14 protein-coding genes are annotated in these 17,515 nt (G+C 73.0%); 9 read left to right on the top strand and 5 right to left on the bottom strand.

All coding sequences use genetic code 11. The features are described from left to right. Positions 1–131 precede the first annotated feature (131 nt). A complete protein-coding gene (locus IW245_RS38075) occupies positions 132–2,009 on the bottom strand; it encodes an ATP-dependent nuclease (RefSeq protein ID WP_197007894.1) in 1,878 nt (625 codons plus the stop codon). Positions 2,010–2,225: 216 nt separating this feature from the next. Between IW245_RS38075 and IW245_RS38070 the strand changes: the two genes are divergently transcribed. The 8 genes from IW245_RS38070 to IW245_RS38035 all read left to right on the top strand — a co-directional run bounded on the left by IW245_RS38070 (position 2,226) and on the right by IW245_RS38035 (position 12,183). Then, positions 2,226–3,539: an MFS transporter gene (locus tag IW245_RS38070; protein ID WP_197007893.1), complete on the top strand. Its 1,314-nt coding sequence runs from the start codon at positions 2,226–2,228 to the stop codon at positions 3,537–3,539. A gap of 79 nt (positions 3,540–3,618) precedes the next feature. Beyond that, complete coding sequence (locus IW245_RS38065; protein ID WP_197007892.1) at positions 3,619–5,619, top strand: molybdopterin oxidoreductase family protein; 2,001 nt, start codon at positions 3,619–3,621, stop codon at positions 5,617–5,619. After that, positions 5,616–7,013 (top strand): FAD-dependent oxidoreductase, encoded by a 1,398-nt coding sequence (locus tag IW245_RS38060; protein WP_197007891.1) that lies wholly within the window; start codon positions 5,616–5,618, stop codon positions 7,011–7,013. Before IW245_RS38065 ends, IW245_RS38060 begins: the two co-directional genes overlap by 4 nt. Before the next feature lie 29 nt (positions 7,014–7,042). Then, positions 7,043–9,406: a nitrite reductase large subunit NirB gene (gene nirB / locus IW245_RS38055; protein ID WP_231400790.1), complete on the top strand. Its 2,364-nt coding sequence runs from the start codon at positions 7,043–7,045 to the stop codon at positions 9,404–9,406. A gap of 37 nt (positions 9,407–9,443) precedes the next feature. Continuing rightward, a complete protein-coding gene (gene nirD / locus IW245_RS38050) occupies positions 9,444–9,794 on the top strand; it encodes a nitrite reductase small subunit NirD (RefSeq protein WP_197008916.1) in 351 nt (116 codons plus the stop codon). A gap of 211 nt (positions 9,795–10,005) precedes the next feature. After that, complete coding sequence (locus IW245_RS41310) at positions 10,006–11,301, top strand: uroporphyrinogen-III synthase (protein WP_233472974.1); 1,296 nt, start codon at positions 10,006–10,008, stop codon at positions 11,299–11,301. A gap of 103 nt (positions 11,302–11,404) precedes the next feature. Further along, on the top strand, positions 11,405–11,977 hold the full coding sequence (locus IW245_RS38040) for a hypothetical protein (RefSeq protein WP_197007890.1): 573 nt from the start codon (positions 11,405–11,407) through the stop codon (positions 11,975–11,977). After that, a complete protein-coding gene (locus tag IW245_RS38035; RefSeq protein WP_197007889.1) occupies positions 11,977–12,183 on the top strand; it encodes a hypothetical protein in 207 nt (68 codons plus the stop codon). Before IW245_RS38040 ends, IW245_RS38035 begins: the two co-directional genes overlap by 1 nt. A gap of 149 nt (positions 12,184–12,332) precedes the next feature. Here the strand turns inward: IW245_RS38035 and IW245_RS38030 are convergent, their stop codons facing one another. From IW245_RS38030 to IW245_RS38015, 4 genes are all read right to left on the bottom strand, one after another. Then, a complete protein-coding gene (locus IW245_RS38030) occupies positions 12,333–13,415 on the bottom strand; it encodes an S-(hydroxymethyl)mycothiol dehydrogenase (RefSeq protein ID WP_197007888.1) in 1,083 nt (360 codons plus the stop codon). 10 nt (positions 13,416–13,425) lie between these two features. Further along, entirely contained in the window at positions 13,426–13,788 is a 363-nt protein-coding gene (locus IW245_RS38025; RefSeq protein WP_197007887.1) for a hypothetical protein, read from the bottom strand. Positions 13,789–13,851: 63 nt separating this feature from the next. Further along, the gene (locus tag IW245_RS38020) at positions 13,852–16,332 is read right to left on the bottom strand and encodes an AAA family ATPase (RefSeq protein ID WP_197007886.1); all 2,481 of its coding nucleotides are present in this window, start codon (positions 16,330–16,332) and stop codon (positions 13,852–13,854) included. After that, complete coding sequence (locus IW245_RS38015; protein ID WP_197007885.1) at positions 16,329–16,724, bottom strand: hypothetical protein; 396 nt, start codon at positions 16,722–16,724, stop codon at positions 16,329–16,331. The genes IW245_RS38020 and IW245_RS38015 overlap by 4 nt, the downstream gene beginning before the upstream one ends. A gap of 70 nt (positions 16,725–16,794) precedes the next feature. Here IW245_RS38015 and IW245_RS38010 point away from each other — a divergent pair, with 70 nt between their 5' ends. Beyond that, a complete protein-coding gene (locus tag IW245_RS38010) occupies positions 16,795–17,466 on the top strand; it encodes a GNAT family N-acetyltransferase (protein WP_197007884.1) in 672 nt (223 codons plus the stop codon). Positions 17,467–17,515: the final 49 nt, after the last annotated feature.

The following is a 17,515-nucleotide window of genomic DNA, read 5'->3' as shown; positions in this document are numbered from 1 at the left end:
ATCATAGGTTCGACCATGCTCGGGACAGGGGCCATCGGGACCTACCCGGATGGGTGCTTGGTCACACGCGGGAGCCTGCGCCATTGACCGTTTTGTCCGGAGGGGCCGCCGGGCCGGCGGCCCCTGGGAGCCTAGGGAAGCTGCCGGTTCAGCCGCCCGAACAGCCGCGACGCCCGGTTGAGGGTGCCGACACTGATCTTGGGTACGAGGGTCGCCTGGTGCTTGAGCAGCGCCGCCGCCGGCCGGAAGTGGTTGAACCGGCCCCCGGCGAGGTCGTGCTGGGCGAAGTGCGCGCGGACCTGGTCCACGATCCGGGTCCGGACCGCCGGCAGGTCGGCCACGCCGAGCGGGGCGGGCAGCTCCTTGGCGTAGGCGAGGTTGACCAGGTCGAGGTAGAAGTCCGCCTCGAACAGGTCCTCGATGTCCGCGTCCGGGGTGCCGGTGAACTCGCCGATGTCGATCAGGCCGCCCTTGCCGAGCTGGCCGTTGTCCCGCAGCCGCCGGACGGCCCGGGAGTTGCGGGTCTGGGCGTCGACGATCACGGCCACGTGCAGCCGGTTCGCGCCGAGCAGGGCGGCGAAGGTGGCCAGGGCACCGGCGCCCCCGGTCGGGGCCTTGGTCCAGCGCGGGTCGAGCCCGTCGCGGCGGTGGCTGTCGAGGGTGTCGCTGAGCACGTCCACGTAGATCAGGTCGCTCGGGCCCTCCAGGAGCAGGGTGTGCTCCCCCACGAACAGGCTGCCGGTCATCCCGATCCCCATCCCCGCGAGCAGCGGGAACGCGGTGTCGCTGTCGGCGGCGGCCAGGTCGGCGCTGACCTTGGTGCCGGCCCGGTCGTGGTCGATCACGGTCCGGACCCGGTGCAGGTGGTCCGGGGAGATCATGAACGGCGAGTGGGTGGTGTAGAGCACCTGGTGGGTGGGGGCGAGCCGTTCGTCGATCAGCCGGAGCAGGTCCTCCTGGGCCCGGCCGTGCAGGGACAGGCCCGGCTCGTCGAGCAGCACGATGACGTCACGGTCGCCGGCGTCGAGCTCGGAGAAGTACGCCAGGAAGGAGAAGAACCAGACGAAGCCGCGCGACCGGTTGTCGAAGGGCACGGACGCGCGGTGGCGGCGGTTGTGCACCCGGATCTGGAGCAGCGGGCCGTCGGCGGCCGGGAGCACCTCCAGGCGGACCTCCAGCTCGTCGTTCTGCGACCAGTAGTCGAACACCTCGTCGGAGATGATGTTGCTGGCGTTCTCCAGCTCCCGGATCAGCTGCTCGTGCCGGCCGGGCTCCAGGAAGTCCTCCGGGGCCACCCCGGCCATCCGCAGCAGGCTGAGCAGGGAACGCTCGCCGGGCTCCAGCTCGTCGGCGTCGCGGCGGAGGATCAGGTCGGGCACCGACACCTTGCCGGGCATGATGTCGTAGTCGGAGAAGTACATCAGGGCCGGCAGCCGGGGCGCGGCGTACGCGTCGGCGAGGTGGTGGGCGACGTCGCCGTCCCGCCAGGCCCGGATCCGGTCGAGGACGGCCCCGGTCTCCTCCGTCTGCTCCTCGCGGCCCTCCAGCATCGCGCGCAGCTCGGCCACGGTCCCCACGGGCGGCAGGCCGAGCCCGGCGACGAGGTTGCCGACGACGGTCGGCTCGTCGACGGCGTGCGCGACGGTGCGCGAGTCGTCGCGGTACCCGATGGTGACGGTGACCTCCGGGCTGGTCAGCGCACCGAACCCCAGCTCCTCCTCGATCTGCTTGACCTCCAGGTCGTCGTACTCGAAGGTCGCCACGACCACCGGGATCCGGTCGGCCTGCGCCCACTGCTTGCGCTGCCGGGTGAGCCGGGCCGGGTAGTCGACGACCTCGTCGAAGGGTTCGGCGGGTTCGGCCGGGTTGAGCCGGTGCAGGGCCTGCAGGATGGTGGTCTTGCCGGACTCGTTCTTGCCGACGAGGCAGGTGACGTTCGGTTCGACGGTGAACTCCTCGGAGTCCTCCACCGACCGGTAGCTGGTGATACGAGCGTTGATGAGCCGCACCGAATTCTCCTGATCACGACAATTAGGGACAAAATGATAATCCCCCGGTCGGGGCCGCGACACGGGGAAGCTCACCGGCAGGTCACGGGCTTTGTGCGATCGATTTCACAACCTCGGCAACATGGCCGATACGACAGCGCAACAGGGCCTTGACAGACTTCTCCATGCTTCGATCCGGCACACCCGTGCCGGACGGGCTGTCGAGGAGGGCGAACCATGGGCCGGTGGATCACACAGTGGACTCCCGAGGAACCGGAGTTCTGGGCGGCGACCGGACAGAAGGTCGCCCGACGCAACCTGGTGTTCTCGATCCTCGCCGAGCACTTCGGCTTCTCGATCTGGCTGCTGTGGAGCGTCGTGGCGGTCAGCCTGCCGGCGGCCGGCTTCAGGTTCTCCGTCGACCAGCTGTTCTGGCTCGTGGCGCTGCCCAACCTGGTCGGCGCGTTCATGCGGCTGCCCTACACCGCGGCCGTCGCCCGGTTCGGCGGCCGGAACTGGACCACGGTGTCCGCCGCGCTGCTGCTGATCCCGCTGAGCCTGATGGCGTACTGCGTGAGCACGCCCGGCACGCAGTACTCGATGTTCCTGTTCGCGGCCGCCACGGCCGGCCTGGGCGGCGGCAACTTCGCCTCCAGCATGGCCAACATCTCCTACTTCTACCCGGAGGCGCGCAAGGGCTTCGCGCTCGGCCTCAACGCCGCCGGCGGGAACATCGGGGTGGCCGTCGTGCAGTTCGCGGTGCCGGCGGTCGTGGTGACCGCCGCCGCTCCGCACCTGGTCAACGCGCCGCTGCTCTGGCTGCTGCCGGTGCTGGTCGCCGTCGCGTGCGCCTGGGCGTTCATGGACAACCTGACCGTGGCCCGGGCGAAGATGTCCGAGCAGCTCACGGCCCTGCGCAGCCGGCACACCTGGGTCATGTCGTTCCTGTACATCGGCACGTTCGGCAGCTTCATCGGGTACTCCGCGGCCCTGCCCCTCTTGATCAAGGGCCAGTTCGCGGAGGTCGCCTGGCCGTACTGGGCGGCGCTCGGCCCCCTGGTCGGCTCCGTGTCCCGCCCGGTCGGCGGCTGGCTGTCGGACAGGGTCGGCGGGGCGCGGGTCACCCTCGGCGTGTTCGCCGTGATGGCCGTCGGGGTCACCGGGGTGCTCGCCGGGCTGTCCTCGCATGCTTTCGGGCTGTTCCTGGCCTCGTTCGGGCTGCTGTTCGTGACCAGCGGGGTCGGCAACGGGTCGACGTACCGGATGATCCCGGCGATCTTCCGCACCGAGGCGGCGGATGCCGGTCGCACCGAGCTGGAGGGCAAGCGCACGGCCGCCGCCGTGATCGGGCTGGCCTCGGCGATCGGCGCGCTCGGCGGTTTCCTGATCCCGCGCGGCTTCGCGATCTCGATCACGAACACCGGCTCGATCCGCACCGCCCTGTACGTCTTCCTCGCCAGCTACGCCGTGTGCGGGGTCGCCACCTGGTGGTTCTACCTGCGCAAGGTCCTGGTGACCCGGGTGCCCAACCTGGCCCACGCCCGCGTGTAACACGAAGTGCGCGTCTTGTAGCACCCCGGAAACACGGGAGGTACCCCCAGTGAAACCGACGTCCACCACTCTGACCAGCATGACAACGGCCGCGACCCACTGCCCGTACTGCGCGTTGCAGTGCGCGATGACCCTCCGCCGGGTCGACGGCGCGGTCACGGTCGAGCCCCGGGAGTTCCCGACGAACCGGGGCGGTCTCTGCCAGAAAGGGTGGACGTCGGCGGATCTGCTGGACCACCCGGAACGGCTCACCGGCCCGCTGCTGCACGGCCGGCCGGTGAGCTGGGACGAGGCCCTGGACTTCGTCGCGGCCGGGATCACGAGGACCCAACAGGAGCACGGCCGCGACGCGGTCGGCGTGTTCGGGGGCGGCGGGCTGACGAACGAGAAGGCCTACACGCTCGGCAAGTTCGCCCGGATCGTCCTGCGCACGTCGACGATCGACTACAACGGACGGTTCTGCATGTCCTCGGCCGCCGCCGCCGGGATGCGCGCCTTCGGCCTCGACCGGGGGCTGCCGTTCCCCCTCGCCGACCTGGGCACGGCCGACGCGATCCTGCTCGCCGGGGGGAACCTGGCCGAGACGATGCCGCCGATCCTGCGGCACTTCGCCGCCGGGAACCTGATCGTCATCGACCCCCGGGTCACCGCGACGGCCGCCCGGGCCACCCTGCACCTGCAGAACACCCCCGGCACCGACCTGGCCCTCGCGAACGGGCTGCTGCACCTGGCCGTCGCCGAGGGCCTGCTGGACTCCGACTACATCGCCGCCAGGACCACCGGCTTCGAGCCGGTCCGGGCGACGGTGGCAAGCTACTGGCCGGCGAGGGTGGAACGGATCACCGGGGTGCCGATCGAGGACATGGTCCGGGCCGTCCGGATGCTCGGCGGCGCAGGCAGGGCCTACATCCTCACGGCACGCGGGGCCGAGCAGCACGCGAAGGGCACCGACACGGTGTCGGCGTTCATCAACCTGGCGCTCGCGCTCGGCCTGCCCGGCAACAGGGGCGGCTACGGCTGCGTCACCGGGCAGGGCAACGGCCAGGGCGGGCGGGAACACGGCCAGAAGGCCGACCAGCTGCCCGGCTACCGCAGGATCGACGACCCGGCGGCCCGGGAACGGATCGCCGGGATCTGGGGCGTGCGGGCCGAGGACCTGCCCGGCCCCGGACCGTCCGCCTACGAACTCCTCGACGGGCTGGGCACCGCGACGAGGGCGTTGCTGGTGTTCGGGTCCAACCCCGTGGTGTCCGCGCCCCGGGCGCGCCATGTCACGGACCGGCTGCGGGCCCTCGACCTGCTCGTCGTCGCCGATCTGGTGATGTCGGAGACCGCGGCGATCGCCGACGTCGTGCTGCCCACCGCGCAGTGGGCCGAGGAGGACGGCACCATGACCAACCTCGAAGGCCGGGTCATCCGCCGGCGCAAACTCATGGACCCTCCCGAGGGCGTGCGAACGGACCTCGACATCCTTGCCGCTCTCGGCGACCGGCTAGGGGTCGCGGTGCTGGCAGAGCCCGAGGCGGTGTTCGCCGAACTCGGGCTCGCCAGCTCCGGCGGGGCCGCCGACTACGCCGGCATCACCTACGACCGGATCGACGCCGAGACGGGCGTGTTCTGGCCCTGCCCCGACCCCGGCCACCCGGGCACCCCCCGGATGTTCGAGGAGAACTTCGCCACCCCCGACGGGCTCGCCCGGTTCGTCGCCGTCGAGCACCGGCCGCCAGCCGAGGACGTGTGCGAGGAGTACCCGGTCTACCTGACCACCGGGCGGGTGCTGACCCAGTACCAGTCCGGGGCGCAGACCCGGCGGGTCGGGCGGCTGCCCGGCGAGCTGTTCGTGGAGCTGCACCCCGACCTGGCCGCCCGGCTCGGCGTCGCCGCGGGCGAGCCGGTCACCGTGAGCAGCCGGCGCGGGTCCGTCACCGCGCCGGCCAGGGTCTCGGAGACGATCCGGGCCGACACCGTGTTCCTGCCGTTCCACTGGGCCGGGGTCAACGCGCTGGTCAACCCGGCCCTGGACCCGACATCGCGGATGCCGGAGTTCAAGGTGTGCGCCGTGCGGGTGGAAAAGCCATGAGGATCACCATCATCGGGTACGGGATGGCCGGCGCGCGGCTCGCGACGCTCCTGGCCCGCGAACACGACGTCACGGTGTACGGGGCCGAGCCGCACGCCGCGTACAACCGGATCCTGTTGTCGGGGCTGCTCGCCGGGGCGTACCAGGAAACGGATCTCGCCCTGCCCGCGTCGAACGTGGACCTGCGGCTCGGCGTCACCGCGATCGACGTGGACCGGGTCGCGCGCACCGTCGACGGCGAACCCTACGACGCGCTGGTGCTGGCCACCGGCTCCCGCGCCATCATCCCGCCGATCAAGGGTCTGACCTGCGACGACGGGGACCTGCACCCGAACGTGGCGGCATTTCGCACCCTGGAGGACTGCCGGCGGATCCTCTCCGCGACCGGGTCGCATCCGGTGGTGCTCGGCGGCGGCCTGCTCGGGGTCGAGGCGGCCCGGGGCCTGGCCGGCCGGGGCCCGGTCACCCTGGTGCACGGCGCGCCGCACCTCCTCGAACGCCAACTCGACCCGGCCGGTGGGGCGGTGCTCGCCGACACCCTGGCGGCGATGGGCATCACGGTCCGGGTCGACGCGCAGGCCGTGGCCTACGCCGACGGGGTGCTCCGGCTCGCGGACGGCACCGAACTGCCCGCCGACCCGCTCGTCGTGTCCTGCGGGGTCCGGGCCGAGACCACCCTCGCGGAGTCGATCGGGTTGGCCGTCGGCCGGGGCGTGCTCGTCGACGACGAGCTGCGGGCCAGCGACCCGGACATCTACGCCATCGGCGACTGCGCCGAACACCGCAACACCGTGTACGGCCTGGTCGCGCCCGCGTGGGAGCAGGCGGCGGTACTGGCGGGTGTGCTGGGCGAGGTCGCGGCGGCCCGATCGTCGGGGGCGCGGCCCGGGGACGGCTCGTCGGTGCGGTACACCGGGTCGCGGCTCGTCACCCGGCTCAAGGCCGCCGGCATCGACCTCGCCGCCATGGGCCACCTCGACGGCGAGGAGAACCTCAGCTTCACCGACCCGTCCCGGGGCACCTACGCCCGGCTGGCCATCACCGACGGCCGGCTGCGCGGCGCGATCCTGATCGGCGACAACCCCACCGTCGGCACCATCACCCAGCTCTTCGACCGCCGCACCCCGGTCCCGGCCGACCGGCGCTCCCTGCTCCTCGGCCGGATCTCGGCGGCGGCCGCGCCCGCCGAGACCCCGGCCCTGATGCCCGACGCCGCCGTGGTGTGCCGGTGCAACACCGTCACCAAGGGCGACATCGTCCGGTGCGGCGGCCGGACCGTGCCGCAGATCGCGGAGCGGACCAACGCGACCACCGGCTGCGGCGGCTGCACCGACGCGGTGCGCGGCATCGCCGACTGGCTTTCCACAGTGGACCCCGTGATGGAGGAGGTGTGACCGTGAGACTCGTCGTGATCGGCAACGGCATGGTCGGCCAGCGGTTCGTCGAGGCCCTCGCGGCCCGCGACGTGGACCGGAACTGGGCGGTGACCGTACTCGCCGAGGAGAACAGGCGGGCCTACGACCGGGTCCGGCTGTCCGCCTACTTCGAGGGCGTCACCGCCGAGGAGCTGACCCTGGCCCCGCCCGGGGTGCCGGCCGGGGCGGACTTCGTGCTGGGCGAGCCGGCGGTGTCGGTGGACCTGGCATCGAGGACGGTGCGCACCGAGGCCCAGTCGTTCGGCTACGACGCCCTGGTCCTGGCCACCGGCTCGCGGGCCTTCGTGCCCCCGGTCGCGAACGCCGACGCCCCGCACTGCTTCGTCTACCGCACCCTCGACGACCTCGACGCGATCCGCGCGCACGCCGCCGGCAAACGGACCGGGGTGGTGGTCGGCGGCGGGCTGCTCGGGCTGGAGGCCGCCAACGCGCTGCGGCTGCTGGGGCTGTCCGTCCGGATCGTCGAACACGCCCCGCACCTGATGCCGTTACAGGTCGACCTGGCCGGCGGGGCACTGCTCCGCCGCCGGGTGCAGGCCCTCGACATCGCCGTGGACTGCGGCGAGGGGGTCCGGGACGTGGCCGACCTCGACGCCGACGTCGTGGTGTTCGCCGCCGGGATCCGGGCCCGCGACGAGCTGGCCTCCGCCGGCCTCGCGCGCGGCGAGCGGGGCGGCTTCCTGGTGGACCCCACCTGCCTGACGTCCGACCCGGCCGTGTGGGCCATCGGCGAGTGCGCGGCGGTCGACGGGGTGACCTACGGCCTCGTCGCACCGGGCTACGCGATGGCCGAGGTGGTCGCCGACCGGCTCACTGGCGGCTCCTCCACCCTGGACACGCCGGATATGTCAACAAAATTGAAGCTTCTCGGCGTGGACGTGGCCAGCTTCGGCGCCACGACCGGCCCCCTCGACGTGGTGTACAACGACCCGGCCACCGGCGTGTACGCCAAACTCGTCCTCACCGACGACGCCCAGACCCTGCTCGGCGGGATCCTCGTCGGCGACGCGTCGGCCTATCCGGCGCTGCGGGCCAGCGTCGGCGGTCCGCTGCCGGGCACGCTCGCGGACCTGATGGCCTCCGGGGCCGCCCCGGTCGGGCTGCCCGACTCGGCCCAGGTCTGCTCGTGCCACGCCGTGACCAAGGGGTCCTTCCTCGACGCCGTCGCCGACGGGTGCGTGGACCTGCCGGCGATCAAGGCGTGCACCAAGGCCGGTACCGGCTGCGGGTCCTGCGTGCCGCTCCTCAAGTCGCTGCTCGCCGAAGCCGGCATCGTCCAGTCCACCCACCTGTGCGAACACTTCGCGTACTCCCGCCAGGAACTGTTCGACATCGTCCGGGTCCGGGGCATCGGCACCTTCTCCGAACTCGTCACGGCCGTCGGCACCGGCCGGGGCTGCGACCTGTGCAAACCCGCCGTCGCCTCCATCCTCGCCTCGCTGGGTGGCGGGCACATCCTCGACGGCGAGCAGGCCGCGCTCCAGGACACCAACGACCACTTCCTCGCCAACCTGCAGAAGGACGGCACCTACTCGGTGGTCCCCCGGGTACCGGCCGGCGAGATCACCCCGGAGAAGCTGATCGTGATCGGGGAGGTGGCCCGTGACTTCGGCCTGTACACGAAGATCACCGGGGGGCAGCGGGTCGACCTGTTCGGCGCGCGGGTCGAGCAGCTGCCGGCGATCTGGCGGCGGCTCGTGGACGCGGGGTTCGAGTCGGGGCACGCGTACGGCAAGGCGCTGCGGACCGTGAAATCCTGCGTGGGCGACACGTGGTGCCGGTACGGCGTGCAGGACTCCGTCGGGCTCGCCGTCGCCCTCGAGCTGCGCTACCGGGGCCTGCGCGCCCCGCACAAGATCAAGGCGGCGGTGTCCGGCTGCGCCCGGGAGTGCGCCGAGGCGCGGGGCAAGGACTTCGGCGTCATCGCCACCGAGAACGGCTGGAACCTCTACGTCGGCGGCAACGGCGGCTTCCGCCCCCGGCACGCCGACCTGCTGCTGTCGGACCTGTCGACGGCCGACCTGGTCCGCTACGTCGACCGGTTCCTGATGTTCTACGTCCGCACCGCCGACCGGCTCCAGCGCACCTCCGTGTGGGTGGAGAACCTCGGTCTGGACTACCTGCGCGACGTGATCGTCGAGGACACCCTGGGGGTCGCCGAGGACCTCGACGCCGCGATGGCCCGGCACGTCGACGGGTACGTGGACGAGTGGCGCGCCGTCCTCGACGACCCGGCCAAGCTGCGCCGGTTCGTGTCCTTCGTCAACGCGCCGGACACGCCGGACCCCACGATCTCGTTCACCGTCGAACGGGGTCAGCCCGTCCCGATCAGCATCGGGACCCGACCGTGACCCGGGCACCCGCCGTGACCCGCCCGTCAGCCGTGACCTGCCCGAACAGCCTAGGGGTGAGACCGTGACCTGGACCGCGATCTGCCAACTCGACCACCTGCTGCCCGAACGGGGGGCCGCGGCGCTGCTCGGCGACACCCAGGTGGCCGTGTTCCGGCTGCACGACAACCAGCTGTACGCCATCGGCAACGGCGACCCGCTCAGCGGCGCGCAGGTGCTGTCCCGGGGCATCGTCGGCACCCGGGGCGACGTGCCCGTCGTGCTGTCCCCCATGCACAAGCAGGCCTTCGACCTGCGGACCGGGGCGTGCCTGGACGTGCCAGGCGTGACCGTGCCCGTGTATCCGGCGCGGTGCCGCGACGGGCTGATCGAGGTGGCGGTCCCGTGACGCTCCGCGTGCCACCGTGGGTCCCCGGGTCCGCGACCGCCGCTCGTGGGACCGTGCCGGGGCGCGCCCCGGGCACCGTGGCCCCTGGTTCGGCGACGCCGGCCGCCGGACCCGGGTCGCACGAGGACCCTGGCGCGACCTGGGACCCCTGGCTCGGTCGCACCGGCCGGCAGGATCAGACCGCCGCGCTCCCAGGTCAGGAGGCCGGGCCGTGACCGCGCCGTTGGAAGGATTCACCGTCGCCGTCACGGCCGACCGGCGGCGCGGCGAACTCGCCGCCCTCCTCGAACGCCGGGGCGCCCGGGTGATCAGCGCGCCGGCGATCACGATCCTGCCGCTCGCCGATGACACGGCGCTGCACGCGGCCACGGCCGACTGCGTGGACAACCCGCCCGACCTCGTGGTGTGCACGACCGGGATCGGGTTCCGGGGCTGGCTGGAGGCCGCGGAGGGCTGGGGGCTGCCGTTGCTGCCGGTACTCGGCAAGGCCCGGCTGATCGCGCGCGGCCCCAAGGCCCGGGGCGCGATCCGGGCCGCCGGGCTCGTCGACTGGTGGCACGCCGAGTCGGAGTGCTGCGAGGAGGTGCAGGACCACCTGCTGGCCCAGGGGATCGCCGGCCTGCGGATCGCCGTCCAGCTGCACGGGGAGCCGCAGGAGGCGTTCGTGGCCGCGCTGCGGGCCGCCGGGGCCGAGGTCGTGATCATTCCGGTGTACCGGTGGGAACTCCCCGACGACACCGCCCCGGTCCGTCGCCTGGTCGACCTGGTGCTCGCCGGCCAGGTCGACGCCGTCACGTTCACGAGCGCCCCGGCGGTGGCCGCCCTGCTCCAGGTCGCCGGGTCGGACGCGCCGGGCGTGCTGGCGGCGTTCGGCGGACGCGCCGGCTCGGGCGGCTGTGACGGCTCGGGCACCCCGTCCGGCGCTGACGGCTTGGGCACCGCGGCCGGCGCTGACGGCTTGGGCACTCCGTCCGGCTCTGGCGGCTCTGGCGGCTCGGATGGTGCCGGGGATGTGGGTGCGCCCGGCGCGGTAGCCGCCGGGCCCGGTCACGGGCACGTCCCCGGGGATCCCGGGGTTCACGGGTGGCCGGCCGTGCTCGCCGCGTGCGTCGGCCCGGTCACCGCCGGACTGCTGCACGCCGCCGGTGCCCCGACACTGCTCCCCGACCGGGCCCGGCTCGGTTCCCTGGTCCGGGCCGTGACCGACGAGCTCCCCCGCCGGGCGCGTCGGCTCACCGTGGGCGGCGGGACCCTCGAACTCCGCGGCCACGCCGTCCTCCTCGACGGCCACCCGCACCCTCTCGCGCCGGCCCCGATGTCCGTCCTGCGGGTACTCGCCGCGCACCCCGGCCGGGTGGTGTCCCGCACCGAACTGCTGGCGGCCCTGCCCCGGGGAATGGACGGGCACGCCGTGGAGATGGCGGTGGCCCGACTGCGGGGCGGCCTGGGTTCGGCCCGCTACGTCCAGACCGTGATCAAACGCGGCTACCGCCTCCGGGTGGAGTGACCATCCGCCGGGTGTGGACAGTCGTCGGCGGGGCGTGCGCCGGGACGGCATCGCGGTCCGCGCCGGCGGGCCCTGGTAGCGCCGCCGGGGTAGATTCGCGGCCATGAGGAGGAGATCCATCGGGTGGGGCCTGGCGGTGGTGGTGCTGTTCCCGCTGCTGGCCGGGTGTTCGGCCGACCCGGCCCCGCGCGACCTGTGTTCCCTGGTCGGCGGCGCGCTGATCGAGCAGCTCGCGCCTCGCGCTGGCACTCCCACGGTGACGAGGGGCAACTACAGCGAATCCAACGACGTGGACTGCACGGCCACGACCCCTGGCGGTGAGCCCCGGTTCGGGTCGCTGCATGTCGCACTGTCCCGGCTCAGCCCGTGTTTCCCCTCCGACGGCGGAACCGCGTGCAACACCCGCCGGATCGAGGCGGACCGGGCGTACGAACCTGTCTGCGACCATTGGCGGCTCAACCCGGAGACCCAGGGCGCCGAGGTCAGGGTCTCGGTAGGCGAACGGTCGTGCGCGACAGCGATCACCGACCCGCGGACGGGACACGTCTCGGTGCACCTGATCAGCCAGGTGGCCGGCGACGTGGTCACGGTGCAGTACGACGCGTGGCCGTCGACGGAGAAGCTCGCGGTCCAGGCCGCGGCGGCCGTGGCCAACAACGTGTGGGCGAGGCTGTGATGGACGAGGTCGAGGTGGACAGCCCGGTCCAGCGGCCGTGGCGGCTGCGGGACCACTGGTTCGGGGTGCTGTTCGGGATCTGCCTGCTGGCGGGCGCCTGTTGGCTGGTGCTGTGGCTGTTCGGGGTGTTCGATCCGGAGTTCGTCCGGCCGGTGCCGGTGGAGCGGCTGCCGGAGGGGCCGTTCGTGACGCCGGCGAGCCGGTAGGGAGCGGGAGCCGACCGGGCCGGGCCGGGCCGGTCGGCGCAGAGCGCCGGGCGGCCCGGTCACCCCGCCCAGGGCTCCGAGGGGCCGGCCCGCTGGGCTTCGGCCGGCGGAACCCGGGTCGGGCCCCACCGTAACCGAATGATGGTCTTTCAGAACTCGACGACCGAGCGCAGGACCTCGCCCCGGGACATCCGGGCGAACGCCTCCTCGACGCCGTCCGGGGCGATCCGCTCCGAGACGAACGCGCCGAGGTCGAGGCGGCCCTGCAGGTACAGGTCGATCAGGGTGGGGAAGTCGCGGGACGGCAGACAGTCGCCGTACCAGGAGGACTTCAGGGCGCCTCCGCGGCCGAAGACGTCGAGGAGCGGCAGGTCGACGCGCATGTCCGGGGTGGGGACACCGACGAGGACGACGGTGCCGGCGAGGTCACGGGCGTAGAACGCCTGGGTGTAGGTCTCCGGGCGGCCCACGGCGTCGATCACCACGTCCGCGCCGAAGCCGCCGGTCAGCTCCCGGATGGCCTCGACCACGTCCGTGGCTCCGGACAGGACGGTGTGCGTCGCGCCGAGCTGCCGGGCCCAGTCGAGCTTGCGGGCGTCGACGTCGACCCCGATGATCGTGGCCGCGCCGGCCAGCCGGGCCCCGGCGATGGCCGCGTTGCCGACCCCGCCGCAGCCGATCACGGCCACCGAGTCGCCCCGCGACACAGCGCCGGTGTTCAGCGCCGCGCCGAGCCCGGCCATCACGCCGCAGCCGAGCAGGCCGGCGACGGCGGGCTCGGCTGCCGGGTCGACCTTCGTGCACTGGCCGGCGGCGACGAGCGTCTTGTCGGCGAACGCGCCGATCCCGAGGGCCGGGGACAGCGGGGTGCCGTCGGCCAGGGTCATCTTCTGGAGGGCGTTGTGGGTGGCGAAGCAGTACTGCGGCCGACCGCGCAGGCACGCCCGGCACCGGCCGCACACCGCGCGCCAGTTGAGGATCACGTAGTCGCCCGGGGCGAGCCCTGTGACGTCGGGTCCGACGGCCTCCACGGTCCCGGCCGCCTCGTGGCCGAGCAGGAACGGGAACTCGTCGTTGATCCCGCCCTCGCGGTAGTGCAGGTCCGTGTGGCACACCCCGCACGCCCGCACCGCGACCAACGCCTCGCCGGGGCCGGGGTCGGGCACCAGGACCGTCTCCAGGGTCACCGGAGCGTGGGCGGAACGGGCGACGACTCCGCGGACCTCGTGCACTCACGGCTCCTCAGGGCGAAGGGGCGAACGGCATCGACTCCGATCGTACGGTCACCGGGTCGTGCGCGGCGAGGAGAAGCGTGCACAGGTCGCTGGCGGCGTCCGGGTGGTCCTCCAGCAGCGCGACGAGCCGGACCTGCCAGGTGTACTCCACGGCCATCCCCAGCCGGGGGCGCAGCGCGGCGTCCACCCGGGCCAGGCTGCTGGCCTCGGCGTCGAACCGCTCGATCTCCCCGACGACCCGGGACTCGTCGCCCCGGGCGAGCAACCGGGCGAAGCGTGCCCGGACCGCCTTCCAGTCCGCGGTGCCCCTCGCACCGACGAGTTCGGAGCCACCAGCCGTTGCCAACGCGACGATCCACTCAGCGACCATCCGCCTAGTCTCGCGGCACGGTGACCTGAAGTGCTCGTCGCTTTCACAGTCCGCCACCAAGGACTATTCGGGCGAATCCTCTTCAATCCTCAGCAGCACCGTGATGTTCTCCCGGGGCTCCGGGGCGAACTCGCGCCGGTCGCGCAGCTCGTCGAGGAACTCGCTCTGCGGGTCGGACAGCTCGTGCTCGGCCGGCCCGCGCGGCAGCAGGCGGTCGGCCAGCGCCTCCGGCGAACCGGTCAGGATCAGCTCCCGCACGCCGTCGGCGGCCACCCCGCCGGCCTCCTCCGCCAGCGGCCGCACCGCCATCGCGAACCGGACGGCCGCGTCGGGGTCGGTCGCCGCGAGGGACACGATCCGGTCCACCGCCCGCGAGGTGATCTCCTTGTAGAACCGGGCGGAGTACGCGTCCGGCTCGTGCGGGCTGCCCTGGAACCAGTACGCGTCCACCAGGGCCAGTCGGTAGGCCTCAGCGGCCCGGTCGGGTTCGCCGCGCGCCCACAGCACGTCCGCGCGGACCCGGTGCAGGTTGGCCGCCAGCTCGTGGTCCCACTCGTCGTCGGTGTCCGCCAGCTCCAGCACCGCCCGGGCCGCCCGGTCGACGCCCGCGAGGGCCTCGTCGAGCAGGCCCCGCTCCAGATCCAGGTCCGCCCGCTCGAACAGCAGCCACTCGGTGACCCAGTGGTCGTCGACGAAGGCTGTCAGCGCGCTGTCGTAGTACCGGACAGCGCCCGGGTCCGCCGGATCTGCGAACCGGCGGGTGTGCGCCAGGAAGATGTCCAGCAGGCCCCGGGCCCGGGCGACCGCCACGGTGTCCTCCTCGGACACCCGCAGCCGGCCGCCCGGGGCCAGGCCGCAGATGTCCTGCGCCTGGAGCAGCTTGCGCCGGATCGCCTCCCACGGCTGCGACGGGCGGCTCTTGTCGTGCCCGTGCGGATAGTGGTCGATCAGGAACACCAGCGCGTCGGACAGCCGCTGACCCGCCACCTTCGGCGAGCCGCCGCGGGCGTTCCACGTCGGCCTGGTCCCCCACGCGCCGAGGAACCTCTCCCAGTCGTCGATCAGCTGCCGGTTGAACGGGAACGGGTGGTAGCAGCCCCACCACCAGAACGCCTCGAGGAACACCACGAGGAACCGGACGAACGTCAGCCGCGGGTCGGGCGTCGTCTGTCCGGTGTGGTGCAGCCACGCCTGTTTGTACTCCTGCCAGTGCGGGTTCTCGTAGCAGTGCCAGGTGCCGTACTCGCCCCGGTCGTCCTCCCAGTTCAGCAGCCTGTCGTAGCAGTGCCGGGCCGCCAGGTCGTGCAGGTGCAGCCAGCGGTCCTGGTTGCCGGTGCGCAACTGCTCGGCCAGGGAGATCCGGATGAACTCGTGCAGCCGGTACCAGTCGCTGCGCTCGCCGACCTCGTCGGGCACGTTCCACGCCAGCCGCAGCCCCTCCAGGCCCTTGAGCACCCGGTCGGCCTCCCCGGTGTCGGTGAGCCCCAGCAGGTCCACCATCATCGGCGCGTCGAACCGGCCCACGACCGCAGCGCACTCCACCGCCGGGGTCAGCGACGACCGCCGCTCCCCGCGCAGTACCCCGAGGATCAGGTCGACCATCCCGCCCCACCTGTCGCCCTCGCGCTCGGGCAGCCGGGCGAACTCGCGGCGCAGCTCCGCCGGCGTCATCCGGCCCTGCCGGGCGGCACCGTGCTCCAGGAGGTACCGGCCGGCCAGGTCCACGCCGCCCGGGTGGCCGTGGGTGAACGTGTAGACGATCTCGGCGATGTCCCCGTCGACCAGCTCGGGCCCGACCTGCTCCTGGAGGTACTCGGCGACCTCAGCCGGCTCGAACGGCGCCAGCGGCTCCCGGTGCACGTGCGCGGAATCGCTCACCAGCGAGTGCCCGGTCGGCGTCCGGGCCAGCAGGGTCAGCGTGTTCGGCAGCGACGTGACCGTCTTGAGCAGCCACCGGCCGATCTCGTCGTCGACCACCCGCTCGAACGAGTCGATCGCCAGCAGCACAGGCCGGCCACCGGTCGCCGCCGGCCACGCCCCCACGAACGCCTCGTCGAACTCCGCCTGCAGGGCCATCACCCGGGCGACGTCCTCGACGACCCGCAGATTCATGTTCTCCACGCTGCTGTGCGCACCAAGGGTGACCGTGTTGCCCGATCCCTCCTCCAGCCGGGCCCGCAGCTGCGCGTGCAGCTTCACGACCTCGCGCAGCTCCCGCCCCGACCGGCCGAACGCCTCCAGCAGCGAGCGGGCCAGCTTGCCGGCGAACACCAGGGTCTCCACCAGGACCGCGAGGCCGGCGTCGGGGCCGGTGCCGTGCCGCTCGTCGAAGCCCAGGCCTGTGAGGTCGTCGGCCAGATCCTTGTAGAACACCCGGGAACCCGCGGCCCGGGCCTCGGAGACCATCTCCTGGAGGAAGAAGGTCTTGCCGATGCCGTGCATGCCGACGACGTCGAGCACGGAGCCGTGCGGGGCGGGGGTGAGGAGGCCGAGGGCGCGGGCGATCTCGGCGCGGCGGCCGATGAAGCGGGCGGGGGCGGTCACCGGGTGTCCCGGCGGTGGTCCGGCTCCACGCCGGCGGTCATCGTCAGATCCTTCATCTGCAACCCGTCACCGGCCACGAACTCGTTACTGCCCGGGGCCGACAGCCGGGCGTTGCCGAGCTTCGCGTCCGCGCCCAACCGGGCCACGTTGTCCCGCCGCCGCCGGGCCCGCGCGCCCTCCACCCGGGCGGTCACCACGATCCGCGCCAGACACAGCACCAGCACCACCCCGGCGACCGCGAACACCGCGAGCCGCGCGCCCCCCGGGGTCGCCAACCCGATCGCGCCCACGACCACGACCCCCGCCAGGCCGAGGAGCAGCGGCCGGTCCCCCGCCAGCCCTCTGGCCACCTGCCGGAGCACCCCACCGAAGAGTCCCTGCTGCTCAGACACCGTGCCTCCTGTCGCATGTAGACATTCAGACTAGGCGATTCGGGGAGCGCTGAACTGTACACTGAGCGACATGCGGATCACGGAACTGCTCACCCCGGGGCCCCAACTCGACGCGCTGTACGAGGAGATCCTGGTCGCGTCGTTCCCGCCCGCCGAGCTGAGCTCCCTCGGCGGGATCCGCGCCGCACTCGGCTCCGGCCGGGGTCCGGTGTGGATCGCCACGGACGACGCGGGCACGGTCCTGGCCGGCGCCATCGGCGACTGGGAACCCGGCCCCCGGGTACTGCTGCTGTCCTGGCTGGCGGTGCGACCCGGGCACCGCGGCGGCCGGGTCGGCGGGCCGCTGCTCGACGCGGCCCTGGACGCGTGGCGCACCGCCTACGAGCCGTGCCTGATCCTCGCCGAGGTGGAGGACCCGACATGCCACACGGGCAACGAGCGGCACGGGTACGCCGACGCGCGGCTCCGGTTCTACCAGCGGCGCGGCGCGAGGGCCCTGGACGTGCCCTACTTCCAGCCGGCGCTGGGCCCCGAGGGTGAAAGGGTGCCCGACCTGCTGCTGCTCGTACTGCACGCCGACCCGGAGTTCGCCGGGGCCGAGCCGGACACGATCAACGCCGACGTGCTCCGCGAGTACATCGAGATCTACCAGCGCGACTGCGAGGGCGACGTGGCGGTCGACGACCAGGCGATGGCCCTGTGGCGTGCCCTGGACCGCCCGGGTGGCGTCCCACTGCACTGAAAACCATCATCCGGTTACGGTGGGGCCCGACCCGGCACGCGCCGGCCCC

Source organism: Longispora fulva (assembly GCF_015751905.1).
GTDB lineage: Bacteria > Actinomycetota > Actinomycetes > Mycobacteriales > Micromonosporaceae > Longispora > Longispora fulva.
Note: the sequence above shows the minus strand (reverse complement) of the source record. Positions and strands in the feature narration are given on the sequence as shown.

Excerpts from the sequence above, each read along its gene's own strand:
- nirB (WP_231400790.1), top strand. The coding sequence starts at position 7,043 with ATGGTCGGCCAGCGGTTCGTCGAGGCCCTCGCGGCCCGCGACGTGGAC.
- IW245_RS38070 (WP_197007893.1), top strand. The coding sequence starts at position 2,226 with ATGGGCCGGTGGATCACACAGTGGACTCCCGAGGAACCGGAGTTCTGG.
- IW245_RS38040 (WP_197007890.1), top strand. The coding sequence starts at position 11,405 with ATGAGGAGGAGATCCATCGGGTGGGGCCTGGCGGTGGTGGTGCTGTTC.
- IW245_RS38010 (WP_197007884.1), top strand. The coding sequence starts at position 16,795 with ATGCGGATCACGGAACTGCTCACCCCGGGGCCCCAACTCGACGCGCTG.
- IW245_RS38025 (WP_197007887.1), bottom strand. The coding sequence starts at position 13,788 with ATGGTCGCTGAGTGGATCGTCGCGTTGGCAACGGCTGGTGGCTCCGAA.
- IW245_RS38035 (WP_197007889.1), top strand. The coding sequence starts at position 11,977 with ATGGACGAGGTCGAGGTGGACAGCCCGGTCCAGCGGCCGTGGCGGCTG.
- IW245_RS38065 (WP_197007892.1), top strand. The coding sequence starts at position 3,619 with ATGACAACGGCCGCGACCCACTGCCCGTACTGCGCGTTGCAGTGCGCG.
- IW245_RS38060 (WP_197007891.1), top strand. The coding sequence starts at position 5,616 with ATGAGGATCACCATCATCGGGTACGGGATGGCCGGCGCGCGGCTCGCG.